General features: G+C 62.7%; 14 protein-coding genes. All 14 read left to right on the forward strand.

Annotation, left to right across the window (positions count from 1 at the left end; translation table 11 throughout):
* The first annotated feature begins 2 nt into the window (after nt 1-2).
* The 14 genes from M1E07_RS09370 (at nt 3) to M1E07_RS09435 (ending at nt 15,662) form a co-directional block, all read left to right on the forward strand.
* Nucleotides 3-1,079 carry a hypothetical protein gene (locus M1E07_RS09370; RefSeq protein ID WP_461189944.1) on the forward strand — a complete coding sequence of 359 codons (1,077 nt, stop codon included), beginning with the start codon at nt 3-5 and terminating at the stop codon, nt 1,077-1,079.
* A 32-nt stretch (nt 1,080-1,111) separates the two neighbouring features.
* Complete coding sequence (locus M1E07_RS09375) at nt 1,112-2,641, forward strand: phage tail sheath family protein (RefSeq protein ID WP_461189945.1); 1,530 nt, start codon at nt 1,112-1,114, stop codon at nt 2,639-2,641.
* 26 nt (nt 2,642-2,667) lie between these two features.
* Nucleotides 2,668-3,108, forward strand: coding sequence for a phage tail protein (locus M1E07_RS09380; RefSeq protein ID WP_461189946.1), 441 nt, complete (start codon nt 2,668-2,670; stop codon nt 3,106-3,108).
* Between the two features lie 37 nt (nt 3,109-3,145).
* On the forward strand, nt 3,146-3,511 hold the full coding sequence (locus M1E07_RS09385) for a hypothetical protein (RefSeq protein WP_461189947.1): 366 nt from the start codon (nt 3,146-3,148) through the stop codon (nt 3,509-3,511).
* A gap of 11 nt (nt 3,512-3,522) precedes the next feature.
* Entirely contained in the window at nt 3,523-3,690 is a 168-nt protein-coding gene (locus M1E07_RS09390) for a DUF6760 family protein (RefSeq protein ID WP_461189948.1), read from the forward strand.
* 11 nt (nt 3,691-3,701) lie between these two features.
* Nucleotides 3,702-4,130, forward strand: a complete 429-nt coding sequence (locus M1E07_RS09395; protein ID WP_461189949.1) for a phage tail protein — start codon at nt 3,702-3,704, stop codon at nt 4,128-4,130.
* A 749-nt stretch (nt 4,131-4,879) separates the two neighbouring features.
* Nucleotides 4,880-5,335 (forward strand): hypothetical protein, encoded by a 456-nt coding sequence (locus M1E07_RS09400; protein ID WP_461189950.1) that lies wholly within the window; start codon nt 4,880-4,882, stop codon nt 5,333-5,335.
* A gap of 6 nt (nt 5,336-5,341) precedes the next feature.
* Nucleotides 5,342-6,034, forward strand: coding sequence for a CIS tube protein (locus tag M1E07_RS09405; protein WP_461189951.1), 693 nt, complete (start codon nt 5,342-5,344; stop codon nt 6,032-6,034).
* Nucleotides 6,015-7,139 carry a phage late control D family protein gene (locus M1E07_RS09410; RefSeq protein ID WP_461189952.1) on the forward strand — a complete coding sequence of 375 codons (1,125 nt, stop codon included), beginning with the start codon at nt 6,015-6,017 and terminating at the stop codon, nt 7,137-7,139. Before M1E07_RS09405 ends, M1E07_RS09410 begins: the two co-directional genes overlap by 20 nt.
* A complete protein-coding gene (locus tag M1E07_RS09415) occupies nt 7,139-7,783 on the forward strand; it encodes a phage baseplate assembly protein V (protein ID WP_461189953.1) in 645 nt (214 codons plus the stop codon). The genes M1E07_RS09410 and M1E07_RS09415 overlap by 1 nt, the downstream gene beginning before the upstream one ends.
* A 46-nt stretch (nt 7,784-7,829) precedes the next feature.
* Entirely contained in the window at nt 7,830-8,126 is a 297-nt protein-coding gene (locus M1E07_RS09420; RefSeq protein WP_461190366.1) for a PAAR domain-containing protein, read from the forward strand.
* 2 nt (nt 8,127-8,128) lie between these two features.
* Entirely contained in the window at nt 8,129-8,551 is a 423-nt protein-coding gene (locus M1E07_RS09425) for a GPW/gp25 family protein (protein WP_461190367.1), read from the forward strand.
* On the forward strand, nt 8,548-13,728 hold the full coding sequence (locus tag M1E07_RS09430; RefSeq protein ID WP_461189954.1) for a baseplate J/gp47 family protein: 5,181 nt from the start codon (nt 8,548-8,550) through the stop codon (nt 13,726-13,728). The genes M1E07_RS09425 and M1E07_RS09430 overlap by 4 nt, the downstream gene beginning before the upstream one ends.
* Nucleotides 13,725-15,662 (forward strand): baseplate J/gp47 family protein, encoded by a 1,938-nt coding sequence (locus M1E07_RS09435; RefSeq protein WP_461189955.1) that lies wholly within the window; start codon nt 13,725-13,727, stop codon nt 15,660-15,662. Before M1E07_RS09430 ends, M1E07_RS09435 begins: the two co-directional genes overlap by 4 nt.
* The last annotated feature ends 163 nt before the right edge of the window (nt 15,663-15,825 follow it).

The raw sequence follows: 15,825 nt of genomic DNA on the forward strand, positions 1-15,825 counted from the left end.
CTGTGGACGCTCAAATAGATGTTCCCGACAGTGCCGGTGCCTCGAACAAGGATATTGCCGACGAGTGCACTATCTGGGACAGTACCAAGGTTGCTGCGGAACTCAGCAAGCTCAAGAAGTTGAGGAACACGGCAGCGAGCGAACGCGATTTCGCCGAATTGGAAAGCCGGCTCCAGGGTCTGGAAGGCGTCGAGCGTGATTACCCCGCTACAAAAAAGGCTTACCAGGAGGCCTACGCCCAGTTGATTCGGGAGGACGGGAATCTCAAGGATTACTTCGACTCGGAAAAATCCAAATTAGAGACCCGGCTGGGGCAACAGCGGGCAAAAGAGGTATCGGATCTTGTAAATGGGCGAGAAATAACAACGAAAGGTCTCAAAAAGGCTGTCAAAGTAGCGATGAAACAACTTGGTCGGGCCGTATCTCCTGTTGATCGTTACAATCCGGCAATCAAGGACCGCACCGCCGACCTTAACGCCTGGAAAAATCTCACGGCGACTGTGACCGGCCACCAATCAGACCTCAAGAAACTGCGGGACGAAATTATCAAGGCTCGCCAGCTCGGGCAGTACGGGCTGGCCTATGGGTTGCTGTTGATCGCCGAGAAAAAGCGGATTTCCCACGCCGATAGTGGCCCCAGGTTGGTTGCTCCCGACAAGGTACACATCGAATTCCACCGAGCCGCTGAAAGTCTTTTCTTCGGGCAGAGGCATCTGACGAGGGCCCAGCGGCAGCTCGAGACAGATAAAGCCACTTTGGCCGCCGCTACCAAAGACCTCGAGGAGCACACGAAGAATTCTGAGGCGACGCTGCTTGCCGACCTGGCCGACATCGAACCTCCGGAAGACGCTGCGCAGAAGCAGCGGCATTCAAGCGGCGATGGGTCGGGAGGCGGTGACCCGACGGTAAGCGGCGATGGGTCGGGAGGCGGTGACCCGACGGTAAGCGGCGATGGGTCGGGAAGCGGTGACCCGACGGTAAGCGGCGATGGGTCGGGAAGCGGTGACCCGACGGCAAGCGGTGACGCGTTGGAAAACGGTAACCGCAATCCCATGCTCGACGATGGCGACAAAAAGTAAGACGCCCACAATCACGATAGGAGTAAGCCAACATGCCTGAATACCTTGCCCCGGGCGTCTTTATTGAAGAAATCGAACGCGGGCCCAAACCAATTGAGGGGGTCGCCACTTCGACCACTGCCTTCGTCGGCGAAACCCTGCGCGGCCCGCAGAAGCCTTTACTTGTCACTAGCTTCGGTGCCTATCTGCGCTGGTTCGGTGACGTTTACGCTCCCGACAAATTTGTTCCCTATGCAGTGAGAGGTTTCTTCGACAACGGCGGTCGCCGTTGCTATATAGCGAGAGTTGTGGGTGAAGGAGCCGGGACTGCCCAAGCCGTTGTCGAGAACTTCACTCTGACAGCCATCGGCCCCGGCTCAACGTACAACAACGTGGTGGTTCAGGTGGGTCCTGGAAGCACTTTGGGCAGTAACGGGCAGCCTGTCGGTTTCCGCCTCCGCACCGCGTACTGGGCGGACGAGCGGGACATCCCAGAGGATGCTCCGTTCGGAACTCCCGAGAAGCTGCCTAATATCGCTGAAGACTTCGACGATCTCAGCCTGGATCCCGCATCGCCAGCGTACTTCCTTAAGCGCGTAAATAACTTCAATTCGGTCCTGATCCAGGTCAGCGCCCCGACTGACGTAGCACTACCGGGCGGGCTCACCGTCGGTAGGCTCGCTGGCGGCGACGACGGACCCCCGGTCACGGTTGCCGACTTCGAGCGAGAAAGCCAGAACAACGACCCGAGCCTGCGTCGAGGGCTTAAGGCCCTGGAACTAGACGAGTTCCGGGAGATAGCGATCGTCAATGCTCCAGGGTACGGCTACGACGTCGCCCGCAGTGTGATCACTCACTGCGAACGCAACCGCTTCCGCTTTGCCGTGGTCGATTCGGAAGCGAATCAGGCCAACTTCTCGGGAATCGAGCCTCGCAGCCAGGTTCAGGACACGAAGTATGGGGCGTTTTATTACCCGTGGATCTATGTGAACGACCCCCGTAGCGGCGGCCGCACTAAAGTCCCGCCGGGCGGATCAGTGTGCGGGGTATACGCGCTCACGGACAACACCCGAGGTGTCTTCAAGGCTCCCGCCAACGAAACGATCGCTGGAGCGATCGACCTCGAATTTGACATCAATCAGAGCATGCAGGAGGTGCTCAACCCTCGCGGATGTGACGCCATCCGGCGCTTCCCGGGGCGCGGCATCCGGCTGTGGGGCGCCCGCACCCTTTCCAGCGACCCGTTGTGGAAGTACGTCAATGTAAGGCGGCTCTTCATCTTCATAGAGGCGTCAATCTACAACTCGACACAATGGGTGGTCTTCGAACCCAACAACGAGCGGCTGTGGGCCCGAGTGAAGCAGACCGTAACGTTGTTTCTCCGGACTCAGTGGCGTGAAGGCGCCCTACTCGGTGTCAGAGAGGAAGAGGCGTTCACCGTTTCCGTAGGCCGCGGCGAAACGATGTCCGAGGATGACATCCTCAATGGCCGGCTGATCGTCGAAGTCGGCATCGCGCCGGTAAGGCCCGCGGAGTTCGTGGTCTTCCGCATCTTCCAGAAGACACAGGAATCCAAGTCATGAACAACAGAGCCCAGGAGGGCTGAGCGATGGCACGCCAAGACCCGCTCCGCAAGTTCCGGTTCCGGCTGGAGATCGACGGCCTCGAGCAAGCTGCCTTCTCCGAGGTCGCGATCGGCGACGCGGCCAGCGACCCGATCGAGTACAGGGAGGGGGATGAGCCGCCCACGGCCCGCAAGCTCAGCGGCCTCACCAAGTTCGCAAACGTCACCCTGAAGTGGGGTATCACCGACTCGATGGAACTCGCCGAATGGCATCGGCTCATCGTGGACGGAGCCACGCTGCAGGAGGAGATCAGGAAGACCGTGGTCATCAGGATCCAGAACGAGGCTGGCGACGACAAGGCGGCCTTCGAAATAACAAGGGCGTGGCCAACTAAGTACGACCCGTCAGACCTTAACGGCACTGGCAACGAGGTAGCGATCGATTCCCTCGAGTTGGCCAACGAGGGCATCCGGCGCATTCAGTGACCCCTTCAGCAACCTGAAGAAGAGAAAGGACCGCACTATGTTCGCCACTGAGGTCGACTTCACCTTGGGCAAGGGCTACCTCGACGCCGACGGAGTTCTCCATACGAGGGGCGTCATGCGCCTGGCCACCGCAGCCGACGAAATCCTGCCCCTCAAGGACCCCCGCGTACAGCAGAACCCGGGATACCTGACGATCATCGTACTGGCTCGCGTCATCACGAGCCTAGGTAGCGTCTCGGACGTCAACACCAAAGTGATCGAGGGTTTGTTCGTCAGCGACCTAGAGGAGCTTCAGCAACTGTACGAGACGCTAAACGCCGTGGAAGAGCAGCCCCCGCCGGCCCCAGACAAAAATCAGCCCGACCAATGGAACACGAGGTCTTACGCCCTGGGGGAAGGCTGAGGGCCTATCCCGTGGACGAGCTCTATGAGGAGATGGCCTTCATTGCATACCACTTCCACTGGTCCAACGAAGAACTCATGCATTTGGAACATCGCCAGCGGCGACGGTGGTGTGAGGAAATCTCGCACATCAACCGCGGCCTGAACGGCACACCCCGCAACCCCTTCGACCTCAAGTGAGGAGGTGAACCATGGCTCGACCAGATCCCTACCGCGTTTTCCGATTCATAGTCGAGATCGAGGGCCTGCAGGCCGGCGGATTTCAATCTGTCACGGGCATCGAACGGCAGAGCCAGGTCGAGCCCTATCGAGAGGGCGGCGTGAACGACTTCGAACACCAGCTCGTCGTGAAGACCACCTACCCCGCCCTGACCCTCAAGCGCGGTCTCATGAGCCGCTCGATGTGGGAGTGGCACCAAGACGTCATCGAGGGCCGAGTCCAGCGCCGCACCGTGTCGGTCCTGCTGCTGGACCTCGTCGGCGACGAGGCGTGGCGCTGGGTCTGCGTCGGTGCTTACCCAGCCAAATGGACCGGAGCCGAACTGGACGGGCTTTCGAGCGCCGTGGCCACCGAGTCGGTGGAGCTCGTTCATCATGGGCTCACGAGGAGCCCCCAGTGACTGGGCGGCTGCCTTCCCGTACCTCAGTGACTGGGCCTGGGCGCTTCGACGCCAAGGGAAGCTCTGCGCGGAGGCCGCTAGCCTCTCGGCATCGACCCTTGGCGCTTGTGTTCCGGCGCCCTGTCGGTGGGGCCCCGCCCACTGAGGTGGTGACGCCCAACGGTTCGAAAGTGAACCTTTCGGTCTACTTCTCTCTGCGGATCTGGCTCGCCGTCAGGCTCAGGACGCTGATCCGGCAAGTGACCATCGAGAAGGTCCCGTCACCCGGGCCACCCGTCTCGGGGCTGGGGAAGGCTCGGGTTCCAGCAGTTCGGCTTGTGACTCTTGTCCCGCAGATAACGGTCGAGAAGGTTTCGGCATCTGGAGAGCCGGTCTCAGGGCTGGGAGATTCTCCGGCGCGAACAGTCCGGAGCACTGCACGGTTGAAGGTCTCAGCCTCCGAACATCACCCATCGGTGCCGAGAGATTCTTGGAGGCCAGCAGGCCGGCGGCGGATGCCGCATGGGTCCGCCGTCACCCCGCCAGTCGGATCCACACCCCCCTTGAACGCCGCTCGGTGTTCGTCGGCAGGAAAAACATCACGCGGCCTCGCCTCCTTGCTGTGGGTCGCCAGCGCAATCGGCTCCGCCGCTGACAGGGGCGACATCCCGCGGAATAGTCCGGCCTCAAAATTGGTGCCAGTCCGGCTGCTACCGCGGGGTCTGACTGAGACTCCGGTGAACCCGGCAGCACCGGCAAAGAGGATCCCGATGGAGGCTGGCGCTCCCCGCGTCGGATGGCCCCGCGGTCAGCGCGCCGCTGACATTTCACGTCCGATGCCGGACGCGAGCAGCGACCGCCTCCGTACGGGCCGACGGAGCGCTCGCTCCCCGCTGGTGGATCTCACGGATGCGCGCTCCGCCGCCGCCCGGAACTACGGCGCCGCCACCCTCGAATTCGGCGCTCCGGCGCCCCTCGCCCCGTTTCGGTCGCCTAACCCGTCATCCTCTGTCCCGCTGGTCGTCCGGACACTGCGCCCGGCTGAGCTGATCCACCGGGAACCCGTCCACCCGGCGGTCGTCGCGCATCCACCGGTGGATGTGGCGCTCCAAGCGCGAACACGACCGGCCTACCTCCCGGTTGACGTCGACCGGCTCGACAACGAGCTGTGGAAGCGGTTTGAAAAGCGCGTGCGGATTGAGAACGAGCGTCGAGGAAGGGGGTGACCGGCGATGGCACAGGAACTGGCCAAGGCGATCATCACGCCTCTGGACGGCCGGGGGAAGAACTCCCCGATCAAGGTCTTGTTCAACCCAACCGAGTACAGCGTCGAGTATTCGGCGAATTTTCAGGAGGCGGCCCCGCCAGGACTCTCGAATCCGATTGTTCAGTTCGTCAACGGTAATGCGAGCGTGTTGACGATGGACCTGCTGTTCGACACGTTCACAGATGGCGGGCAAGCCAACGTCCTGGACCTCACGAAGCCGCTCACGGACCTCATCTCGATCGACGGGACACTTCATGCGCCACCCCGAGTCGAGTTTCGTTGGGGAGTGTTTGAGTTCGTGGCCGTCATCGAGAAGATCTCGCAAAAACTGACGATGTTCAAGCCGGACGGGACCCCCGTCCGATCGACGCTCAATGTGTCGTTCAAGCAGTACCGAACGATTTCCGAGCAACTGAGTGACCCTCGCCGAAACTCCGCGGACAAGACCAAGCGTCGTGTCCTCGAGTCCCACGACAGCGTTTGGCTCATGGCGGCCCGCGAGTATGGGGAGTGTCGCTATTGGCGTTTGATCGCCCGGCATAACGACATCGACAATCCGCGGCGAATCCAGCCGGGAACGGTTCTCGAGTTGCCAGCGCTCGATCTGAACGATCCGAGCTTCCAGAGGGAGGATCGTCGTGACACTCGCCGAGCTTGAGCAAGCCAACAACGGCTTCTACGTGCCGGCCTTCTCTGTGAAGATCGGCACCGAAGACGTCCTTCGTGACTTCTTTCTGGCTATCACGTCGGTTAGCGTCGATCTGAAGGAGAAGACTGCCGGACGGTTCTCCTTCACTGTCGCCTCGTCCTTTGACTGGAACAAGGGTGAATTTCTGGCCACCCAGCGGGCGGACCGAATGGACCTGCTGGATTTGTTCGCGTTCGGCAGCAGCGTGACAATCGGCCTCGGTTACGGCGACGCCACGGGGGTGAAACCTATCCTCAAAGGCATCATCACGGAGGTCACGACGTCGTTCTCAGCCGGCTCCACGCCGGAACTCACGATCAGCGGTGCCGATGGCCTTTACCCATTGACGGTCGGTAAGAATACGCGCCATTGGCCCAAACACCCGGCCACCGTGGCTCGGGATAGCGAGGCCGTCACCGAGGTTGCTTCCCAAGCGCGGCTGGGCACCGACGTGCTCACTACCAGTCCGACCTTCGACAAAATCGACCAAAATAACGAGTCGGACCTGGTCTTTCTCGACAGGCTCGCCAAGCGCAATAAGGCGACCTTTTATGAGCGTGGCGGCAAGCTGCGGTTCGGACCCAGGCGCAGTAAGACCGCCGCCGTCGCTGAACTGACGTGGGGCAAAGGCCTATTGAGCTTCAGCCCCGAAGCAAACATCGCTCGGCAAGTCGCGGAGGTCAGGGTGCACGCCACGTCGCTCGCGACGGGCAAGCCGATCGTCGGCATAGCTAAGCACGGCGAGGAGTCCGGACGGGAGCAAAGAGAAGAGAGCGGCGGAGACATGGCCTTCAAGGCGCTGTCGAAGAGGCCGGTACTGAACGTCAGGGCAGCGGTCGACACCCAGGAGCAAGCCGACGCCCGCGCGCTCGCCATCCTTGAGGAACGGGCGCAGCAGTTCCTGACCGGCACCGGAGAGTGCGTGGGCCTGCCCGCGATCCTCCCGGACACCAACCTCCTCATCAATGGACTAGGGCGTGCGTTCAGCAAGCCCTACTACGTCACCGAGACCACACACAAGATCGACGGCAGCGGCTACCGAACCACGTTCGCAGTCGAAGAAACGAGCATCTGATGATCGGCGCAGTGTTCGAGCAGACGAGTGAGGACGAGAGGGAGTCCGACGGCTTCATCAGCGGAGTGGCAGTAGGTGAGGTGATCGACAACAAGGACCCGGATGGTTTGGGGCGAGTTCGCATCCATCTGCCATGGCAGGCGGATGGTGACGCCAGCGGGTGGTCACGATGCGCCATGAACATGGCAGGTAAGGACCGCGGTCTGTTCCTTCTACCAGAGGTCGGAGACGAGGTCCTCGTGTCCGCCGAGAAGGGCGACCCGTCTCACCTGTACGTACTCGGAGTCCTATGGAATGGAAAGAACAGACCGCCAACTGATAATGCGGATGGTGCCAACAACATACGTGTCCTGAAGAGCCGGTCCGGGCACACCATCCGGATCAACGACGACAAGTCGGCTCCGGAAGTAGAGATAAGGCTTGAGGACGGAAAGAAGGTCGCCCTGACCAAGGACGGCATCACGGTCAGCGATGGGAAGAACAACAAGATCGCCATTGACAGCTCGAACTCCTCAATCCAAATAAGCGCCACGCAGAAGCTTGTGCTTGATGCCCCGAACATCGAAATCAAGGCAGGCGCGGCGCTGACAATTCAGGCGTCTGGAACGTTGACGGTGAAGGGAACGACCGTTCTCATCAACTGATGCGATTTGACTAGTACGAGCGCGAACGACAAGAAAAGGGCAGATGATGGGACAGCCAGCAGCACGGGTGGGAGACAGTACAGCTCATGGGACACCGCTGTCCCCGGGGCCCGGTTGCCCTACCGTCGTCATCGGTGGCAGACCTGCGTGGCGAGCCGGCAGCGACCTTCACACCTGCCCTCTATCCGACGGCCCTAAGCCTCACGTCGGCGGGACCGTTCCCGTCGCCAGTACGACCGTCCTGATCGGAGGTCTGCCGGCGGCCCGCATGGGGGACCAGGTCATCGAAGTCGGCCCGCCTAACCCCATCGCCGCTGGCGAAACCACGGTGCTGATCGGATGATGATGGACAGCAACGATCAATTGGCACGCGACTTTCTCGGTACCGGATGGGCCTTCCCGGTGAACGTGTCGTCCTCAACGGGGCTCATCGAGCGCGTGTCATACGAAACGGATATCAAGCAATCCATCTTGATAATCCTCGGAACCGCCAAGGGCGAGCGCGTTATGCGTCCCGACTTCGGATGCGGGATCCACGACATGGCCTTCGCGGCCATCAGTACCCAGGTCATCGCACAGATCGAGACGACCGTGCGCGAGGCGCTGCGGAGCTACGAGGCGCGAATCGAGGTCCGCCACGTGGCGGTGGAGACGACCCACCTCGACGGCGGACGAATCGACGTAGTCATCGACTACGAGGTGCGAGCTACAAACCAGCCGGGGAACATCGTCTATCCGTTCCACTTCGAAGAATCTCCGAGCCGATGAGTACCTACCGTTCCCGCTTGGAAGCCGGCGTTCACCCGAAGACCGACCCTCGACGTGAGCAGCAGCTCCTTGCCGAGCTGCGCCGGCTTGCTGATGCCCTGACGCCCCGGTGGAGACGAACAGGCGACCGCGACGATTTCGGCTCCGCTCTGTTGCGAATCGGTGCGCGGCTCGCAGAACAGTCGGCCTGGCGCCTGGACGCAACCGCTGAGCGTGACGCCCTCGCCTTCTTCGAGTTTCTTGGGCTTCCTCCCGATCCTCCACGCGCCGCATACGGTGTGCTGGTACTCGGGCTCGGACCGAAGCAATTAACACCGGTCCAGGCCGCGGTCGCGACCCAGGTTGCTGTCACCACAGCCAATGGGGAACAGGCCACCTTCGAGACTGGCGTCGAGCTGCGCCTTACACCGGGCGGAATCGCCGAGCTGTTCGCAGTCGATCCGTCGGCGGACCGCATCGAGCGGGCCCCGGCACAGGTCACCTCCCTCCTCGCCCCGCCTGCCCTTCCGCGCAACTACCAGTTCGTCACCTTCAGCGGCGCGGGAAGCTCCACCATCCAGGTGAGCCCGGCGGTCGGCATCAGTGCGGGCGATGTGTTGCGTGTAGACCGTTCTGCCTATGACGTCGCGAAGGAGATGGACAAGAACGGGCTGGTACTACTCCAACACCCGCTCGAAGGGCCGGCAACGCCAGGATCCGCGGAGGCGACGCGGATCAGCGCGTTCGAGACCTTCACCCTGCGGAACATTCAGCGGCACTGCGTCTTCATCGCCCACAAGGAGTTGCTGAATCTGAAGGAGCCCGCCGAGATCACCCTCGAACTGTCGCCGGCCGGCCTCGCGCGGGAGATGGGGGAGCTGGACATCGCCTACTCCATCTACGGCACGCGGGGCGAGCAGAAGGAGTCTGATTGGCAGCCCTTGGAGTTGCTGAAAACTGTGGGTCCCACGATTACGTTGGGCAAGACCTGGGCCGGCACGGCGGACGAAGTGGAGGTCAACGGCCGCAAGAGCCGCTGGATCCGCGCCGAGTTGCGCGAGCAGATCGTCGATGGTGCAAGCCCGGCCTCGCGGGCATCGGGTATCAAGCTGACCGTTGCTTCTCCCGACGAAGATTCGAAAAAAGGTTCCGACGGCGACACCACTGGCGGTTCGGGAACGAACCAAACCGAGGGAAGTCGGACAATCACCCTCGCCTCTCATAACGGAAACCCGCTGGCGACGACCGGGCGCTTCTACCCATTCGGTCCAGAACCGATCCGCTTTGACACCTTCGCCCTGGCTGCACCCGAAGCATTGAGCAAGAAGGGAGCAACGGTAACCCTTGACTTGACACTTGCGGACTCCTCGATGAAATCGTTCCTCGTCACTGTAGGTGATTCCGTCGATTCCTGGAGCGGTTATGGAGTGGGCCTCAACGGAGACCTACAGATTATCTCTCAGGACAAGGACCGCTTTCGGTGGCAGGGGAGCAGCGTCGTGACGAAGAAAGGGGAGCGGGTCCTGCTGGGGCCGGCTTCTCCCGCGGCAATTCGCGTTGAGAAAGCCGGAACGGATGTCTTGGTCGCTCAAAGCAGGGATGGCCGCTTTTGGTCCGCCTCCCTGAAGCGAGGGGGAACCCCGCCCACGATGTCGGTCGAGGAAGCCTGGCAGTCCATTGATCGAGTCGAGCAGGCCACGAGCGCCGGGGCGCATTCGCCGCAGATGCCGGTAGTGCTACCCACACCCACCAGCTCTCCGGCAACGTCGGCCATCCTTCTGGACGTTCAAGACACAGAGCTCTACGGGCAATCCTTGGACTTGCGCGGACGGCCGACGGGCACATGGAAGGCACTCACCAGCGTGGGGAGTGCACGGCCTGCCGTCTCAAGCAACAACCAACTCGCCGCTGTCCAGGGCGCAGACTGGCCGCTGCGGCCCCAGCAACTCGAGGTCGTCGCCCGCGATGACGACAACCTGCTTTGGGTAGGCAGAATATCCGTACCTTACGTCGGCGGTTTCACCGTGTCGTGGATCAGCCCTTTGGTGGCCGATCCCGCTGGTAAGCAGACACCTTTGGAGATGAGTCATGACGTAGCGCCGACAGCAACCCGCTTTCGTACTGCAGCCGGCGAGGAACACTGGTGGGTTTCCTACGCCGCCCCCGCGAGCGAACCAGCGCCAGGCCGCTTCGTCGGCATCGAGTTGCAGGACGACGCGGGTGGAGGGGCTTCGGTGGTGGGCGTTCATCACTCGGACCAGGGAAACCTCGCGAAGGGATCCGAGCTGCACACCAACCCCGCCGTGCGGGGAACGGCGGACCTGCCCGCGGTGGTGGGGCTGGCATCCAATCCGGACGGACTGCTGGTCTGGCAAGCGGATGATCCGCTCACCGTTGCAACTCTGGCGGCCCCGGCATCGTCAACCCGGCCGCAACTGCTCGGGACCGGTCTGTCAGAGGACTTCCCGGGATGGGAGGCATTGCTCCCTGGGCAAGGGGAGCGTCTCTTCAGAGTGACGCAGCCTGAGACATCAAAAATAGACTACACGCTTCACAACATAGTTCGGTTCCAGCCTCCGGTCGCTGCTGACGATTGGGCGCCAGACCGGGTGGATATAGGCACGAACGTCGATAAAGCGGCGAACCGAACCATGGTCACCGTGGGCAGCGTCAACCGCATCACCTACGACCGAAACACGGGGCTCCGCACCTTCAGGATTGACGCCCCGCTACTCAAGCCCAATATGCAACTTCGCTTCATGCGCCTGCTTAACAACGCAAAGCGCTATGCCGGGTCGTTCGAGACGCCGACAAAGCGTAAGAGAGTCGGCTTCAATAGCGCCCAGATTGCGCTCGCCGTCGGTACGCGACTGGTCATCCGCCAGGCCAGTTACGTCGTGAAGGCGATTGCCACGGACAGCGGGGGGAAGACATTCGCCACGCTCGACCGTGACGTTGCAGGAATCGATATCGATGCCCCTTTCCAGGTCGTCGACAGAGAGACCACGGCCAAAGTGACCTCTGACGACCTCGGTACTCTGATCAATTTCGAACTGCCGACACCGCCCCCTCTGATCGCGTTCGGGAAGCCTGCAGCACCCAAGGCCCAGAAGGTCTTGGGGTCCAACAGGGTTGGCAAGCAGTTGTGGGCGATACTGGGCCGGCCTTGGAGCACGCCTCCAAAAGAGGAAACGAAGGCTGTCGTGCCGACAGGAGCACGCGTTCTTAGGGAAAGCGTGCGAGTGCGGGACTACCGCAATCCAGAGCTGAGTTGGGAATACTTCGGCGCCACCAGCTGGCAGAAGCTCGCCGTCGAGGTAGACGAGACGCACCAGCTCTCCACCTCGGGGAAAATTAAGTTCAAGATTCCCCCGGACCTCGCTACAACCGAGATCGGCGGAAAAGAGGACTACTGGATCCGTGCCCGACTGATCGGTGGCGACTACGGTCGGCCCGCCTACCTCGTGAAGAGCGATAGGAATCCCCAGACCAAGGTCATAACACAGACTGTCGTCGTGGACACTACAGAGCTGAACCCACCCGAGATAGTCGCCATCGAGGCATCCTTCGGCGGACTAGTCGGCGACTATCCGGAGATAGTTCTGAGCGAGAACAATGCCGATACTCTCGACCAGACCCAGGCTGCAACCCTGGCATCGGCCAGTTTCGCTCTGTTCGAGGGCACCGCCGCGATAGTTCCAGGCCCATCCGAGCGCGTGCTCCTCGCGGGGTTCACGGGGCAACTGACGGCCGGCCCCCTCACCGTCCTGGTCGATGCGGTCGACCAGTCGGGGACCGGGCCGCTCCGCGCCGAAGTCCTCACGGCGGACGGATGGCAAAAGGTTCTCGTTGACGATCAGACCGCTTCGATGCGGCGCACAGGCATCATCAGCCTCTCGCTACAGAGCGACCCGGTCCCGATGCGCCTATTCGGTCAAGATCGGATTTGGCTGCGGTTCAGCCCCGGGAGCGATCCCGGTGCGGCTCAAGGCTCGGAAGAGCAGAACCGCCGTTCATGGGCTCCGGTTATTCGTGCGGTGCTGCCTAATGCGGTGCCGGTAACTCATGCCAGGACGTCGACGGACGAGGTTCTCGGATCCAGTCTTGGGGCGCCTGGGACGACGTTGCAGCTTTCCGCGACGCCGGTCTTACCGGACAGCGTCGAGTTGCGTGTTCGCGAGGATCTTTCCGCTGAGGAGCTGGCGACACTCGAGGAGGAATACGGTGCCCGGACTCCGACCTCTCGAACCCCGGTGCCCCCCCTGGTCGTGACCGACCTCGAACGCGCGCCGGGCACCTGGGTGCTGTGGCGCCGCGTCGACAGCTTCATCGGGCAGCCGCGTTACGCCAGGATATTCGTTCTGGAACCAGCCAGCGGACGAGTGACCTTCGGTGACGACCAGTCCGGGCGGATCCCCGGGGCCGGCCGCGACGGGATCAGGGCCTTCTCCTACCAACAGGGCGGCGGAACGTTGGGCAACGTCCCAGCGTGGTCCGAAACGAGGATGACGACATCCATCGAAGGGGTGGAAGTGGCCGTCCTGCCATTGGGCGTGGCGGGCGGCGCAGACACTCCACCACCGAACACAGTCTTCGCCACGGCACCACACCAGCTGCGGCACGCAGGGCGGGCGCTGACGCCAGCCGATGTCGAAGCCCTCGCGGTAGCGTCCTCAGGAGAGATACTGAGGGCCCGATGCCGCCGCCCGGGATCCCATGGTGAACCCATCCAGGTCGTCGTCGTCGTCCGAGACGAGACCAGCCGGTGCCCCAAACCGACTCACGCTCAACGTGAGGCTGTCGCCGCCTTCATCCGCGCGGCTGCCTGGGGCGGATTGAACGAGGACGCGCTGGAAGTGGCCGGACCGGCCTACACGCCCCTGTCCGTGAAGGTGGCCCTTGAGGCTCTTCCGGAACTATGGGCGCAGGTGGAGCAGGGTGCCACGGCCCGCCTCACGGAATTCTTCGACCAGGCCCACGGTGGACCTTTCGGAGCGGGCTGGCCGTTCGGCCGGCACCCGGACCAGGCCGACCTACTACGGGTACTTAACAGGGTTCCTGGGATCGACCGCGTGGTCTCGGTGGACATCACCGGCATCGACGGCTCTCCGCTTGTCGAGCTGCCGTTCGACGGCATCGTCTGCGCTGAAGAAGCGCACATCTCCGTCAACGTCGGTGGGGAAGGAAGCACGCCGTGAGTGACGCCGGAAGCGAATTCGTGACAAACCTCGACAGCATGGAGTTCGATGATCTGGTCCTCCTCGCCCGGGCCGAAATTCCTCGCTACGCGGCGGACTGGACCGATCACAACCTGCACGACCCCGGCATGACCATGATCGATCTGCTGGCCTGGATCGTGGACCAGCAGATCTTTCGCGTCGGGTCCGTCGGGTCTCGGCACCGAAGGGCTTTCGCCGCGCTCCTGGGGCAGAAACCGGAGGGGGCACAGCCCGCACGGGGCGTGGTGTGGCCGAGCGAGGGGCTCAGCGAGGGCCGAGTCGTTCAACAGGGTGCGCCCGTTGTGTGCGTCACCCGACCCACCCTGCCTTTTGCGCTCGAGCGGCAGCTTTTCCTGACCGCAGCTGTCCTCAGGGGCGCGCATGTCACAGTGGACGGCAGGCACGTCCCTGCATCGGATTCGGATTTCGACGCCGTCTCCTGGACCCTCGGCGGGCACCGGCATCAGAGCCTGACCGCCCTGACGCTGCAGTTCTCCGGAGCACTGGGGACGTCTGAAGGCGAGGCGCCGATGTCTCTTGGCTTCGACGTGGTGCCACACCCCGGACCGGCCATCACTTCGGAGGAACCGGCCTGGGGCCCGGTGCGCTTCGAATACCGTGACAGCGGTACGGAGGAGTGGACCGACCTGCCTGTCGAATTCGACAGTACAGCCGGGCTTGCCACCAGCGGATTCGTTGTTGTTAGGGCACCCGAGGCTCCTGCTGGCACGGCTAGAGCTGAACTTCGCCTGCGTATGGATGACGGCTTCTTCCCGATACCTCCGCACATTCGTGCTGTGACGATCAACGCGCTGCCTGTGGTGCAACTCGAACAGGTGCCCCCCGCCTCATTCCCCCAACCGGGCACAGGACAGCCGGACCAGATTCTCGAGCTCGTCACCGACGACCTCGTACCACCGCTCTCCCGCCCCGACGGTCCACTTTTGGAGATCAAGGTTGACGGAGAACGCTGGCTACGCGTGGACGACTTCGACAAGTCAAGACCCGATAACTTGCACTTTGTGGTAAACGAAGATCGGCTGGTTTTCGGCAACGGGCTGAATGGCCGTTGTCCACGCCTCAGGGCAGAGATAGAGCATTCGGAGCTAGCCCGCACCTCTTGCGCTGCGGGCAACCTCAGAGCAGGACTCACGTGGCGCTTGCCCGCCCTGGAAGGCGTGGCGGGGGACTTCGGCGCGAATCGTCACGCATTCGCAGATGGACGGGGCGTGTCGACGGCCTCCGAACTCGTTGCCAAGGCACGCGCGGCTGCCACCCGGAGGAAGGCGATGGTGACGAATGATGACGTCACCCGGGTCGCGCAGGGTTTGCCCGGCATGGCTGTGGGACGCGCGGAAGTGCTGTCCCGCTTCGATCCGCGGATGCCGGTCGGATCGGTGGACGGTGTGCGGACGCTCATCGTTGTGCCCCACGGGTTCCCAACGGGCGCAGGTAGCGTGCCCCAGACCTACATCGATGAAGTTGCCAGACGTCTGGGGCACCGACGCCTCGTGGGGGAGCGCCTCGTGGTCCAGGGTCCGGCCATCGTGAGGGTGAGCGTCCAGATCGAGGTGACCACCGAACCGTGGGCTGACGCCCCAACGGTCACGGCGGCCATCGAGGCGGCGGTGCGCAAGCGGCTCACCGCTACCCGGATTGACGACGACGTGGAGCCCTGGCCCCTGGGGCGGGACCTCACGGTCTCCGACATTCTCTCCCTCAGTGCGAACGTGAACGGCGTCGCAACGGTGGGGTCCGTCCGGATCTCCGAGGTAGGGGCGGATTTGGGGAAGCACCCGGTCGCCGTACCTCGGGACGGTGTGGTGGTCGTGGGCGCCGAGGATCTCCTGGTCGACGCCATGAGCGGCACCACCGTCGGCAGCAGCGTTCCGGGATTCGGGAGGTCGGACTGATGCCGGCCGCGGAGGAGCGAACCTACCGATTCACGCTCTCGTCCCATTGGCGAGCCGGGGCCCGCCGCGGTCTCCGGATACAGGACGACTGTCTCGTCATACCGCCTCCGCTGGAGGTCCGTGCACTGGTGGGGACCGGGACGAAGAATGGCAACGCCGCCCC

The sequence above is a fragment of the Arthrobacter sp. Z4-13 genome, assembly GCF_054792705.1.

Coding starts and splice junctions, on each gene's coding strand:
- M1E07_RS09375 (WP_461189945.1), top strand. CDS start 1,112: ATGCCTGAATACCTTGCCCCGGGCGTCTTTATTGAAGAAATCGAACGC.
- M1E07_RS09425 (WP_461190367.1), top strand. CDS start 8,129: ATGGACAGCAACGATCAATTGGCACGCGACTTTCTCGGTACCGGATGG.
- M1E07_RS09395 (WP_461189949.1), top strand. CDS start 3,702: ATGGCTCGACCAGATCCCTACCGCGTTTTCCGATTCATAGTCGAGATC.
- M1E07_RS09430 (WP_461189954.1), top strand. CDS start 8,548: ATGAGTACCTACCGTTCCCGCTTGGAAGCCGGCGTTCACCCGAAGACC.
- M1E07_RS09415 (WP_461189953.1), top strand. CDS start 7,139: ATGATCGGCGCAGTGTTCGAGCAGACGAGTGAGGACGAGAGGGAGTCC.
- M1E07_RS09400 (WP_461189950.1), top strand. CDS start 4,880: ATGGAGGCTGGCGCTCCCCGCGTCGGATGGCCCCGCGGTCAGCGCGCC.
- M1E07_RS09385 (WP_461189947.1), top strand. CDS start 3,146: ATGTTCGCCACTGAGGTCGACTTCACCTTGGGCAAGGGCTACCTCGAC.
- M1E07_RS09405 (WP_461189951.1), top strand. CDS start 5,342: ATGGCACAGGAACTGGCCAAGGCGATCATCACGCCTCTGGACGGCCGG.
- M1E07_RS09420 (WP_461190366.1), top strand. CDS start 7,830: ATGGGACAGCCAGCAGCACGGGTGGGAGACAGTACAGCTCATGGGACA.
- M1E07_RS09380 (WP_461189946.1), top strand. CDS start 2,668: ATGGCACGCCAAGACCCGCTCCGCAAGTTCCGGTTCCGGCTGGAGATC.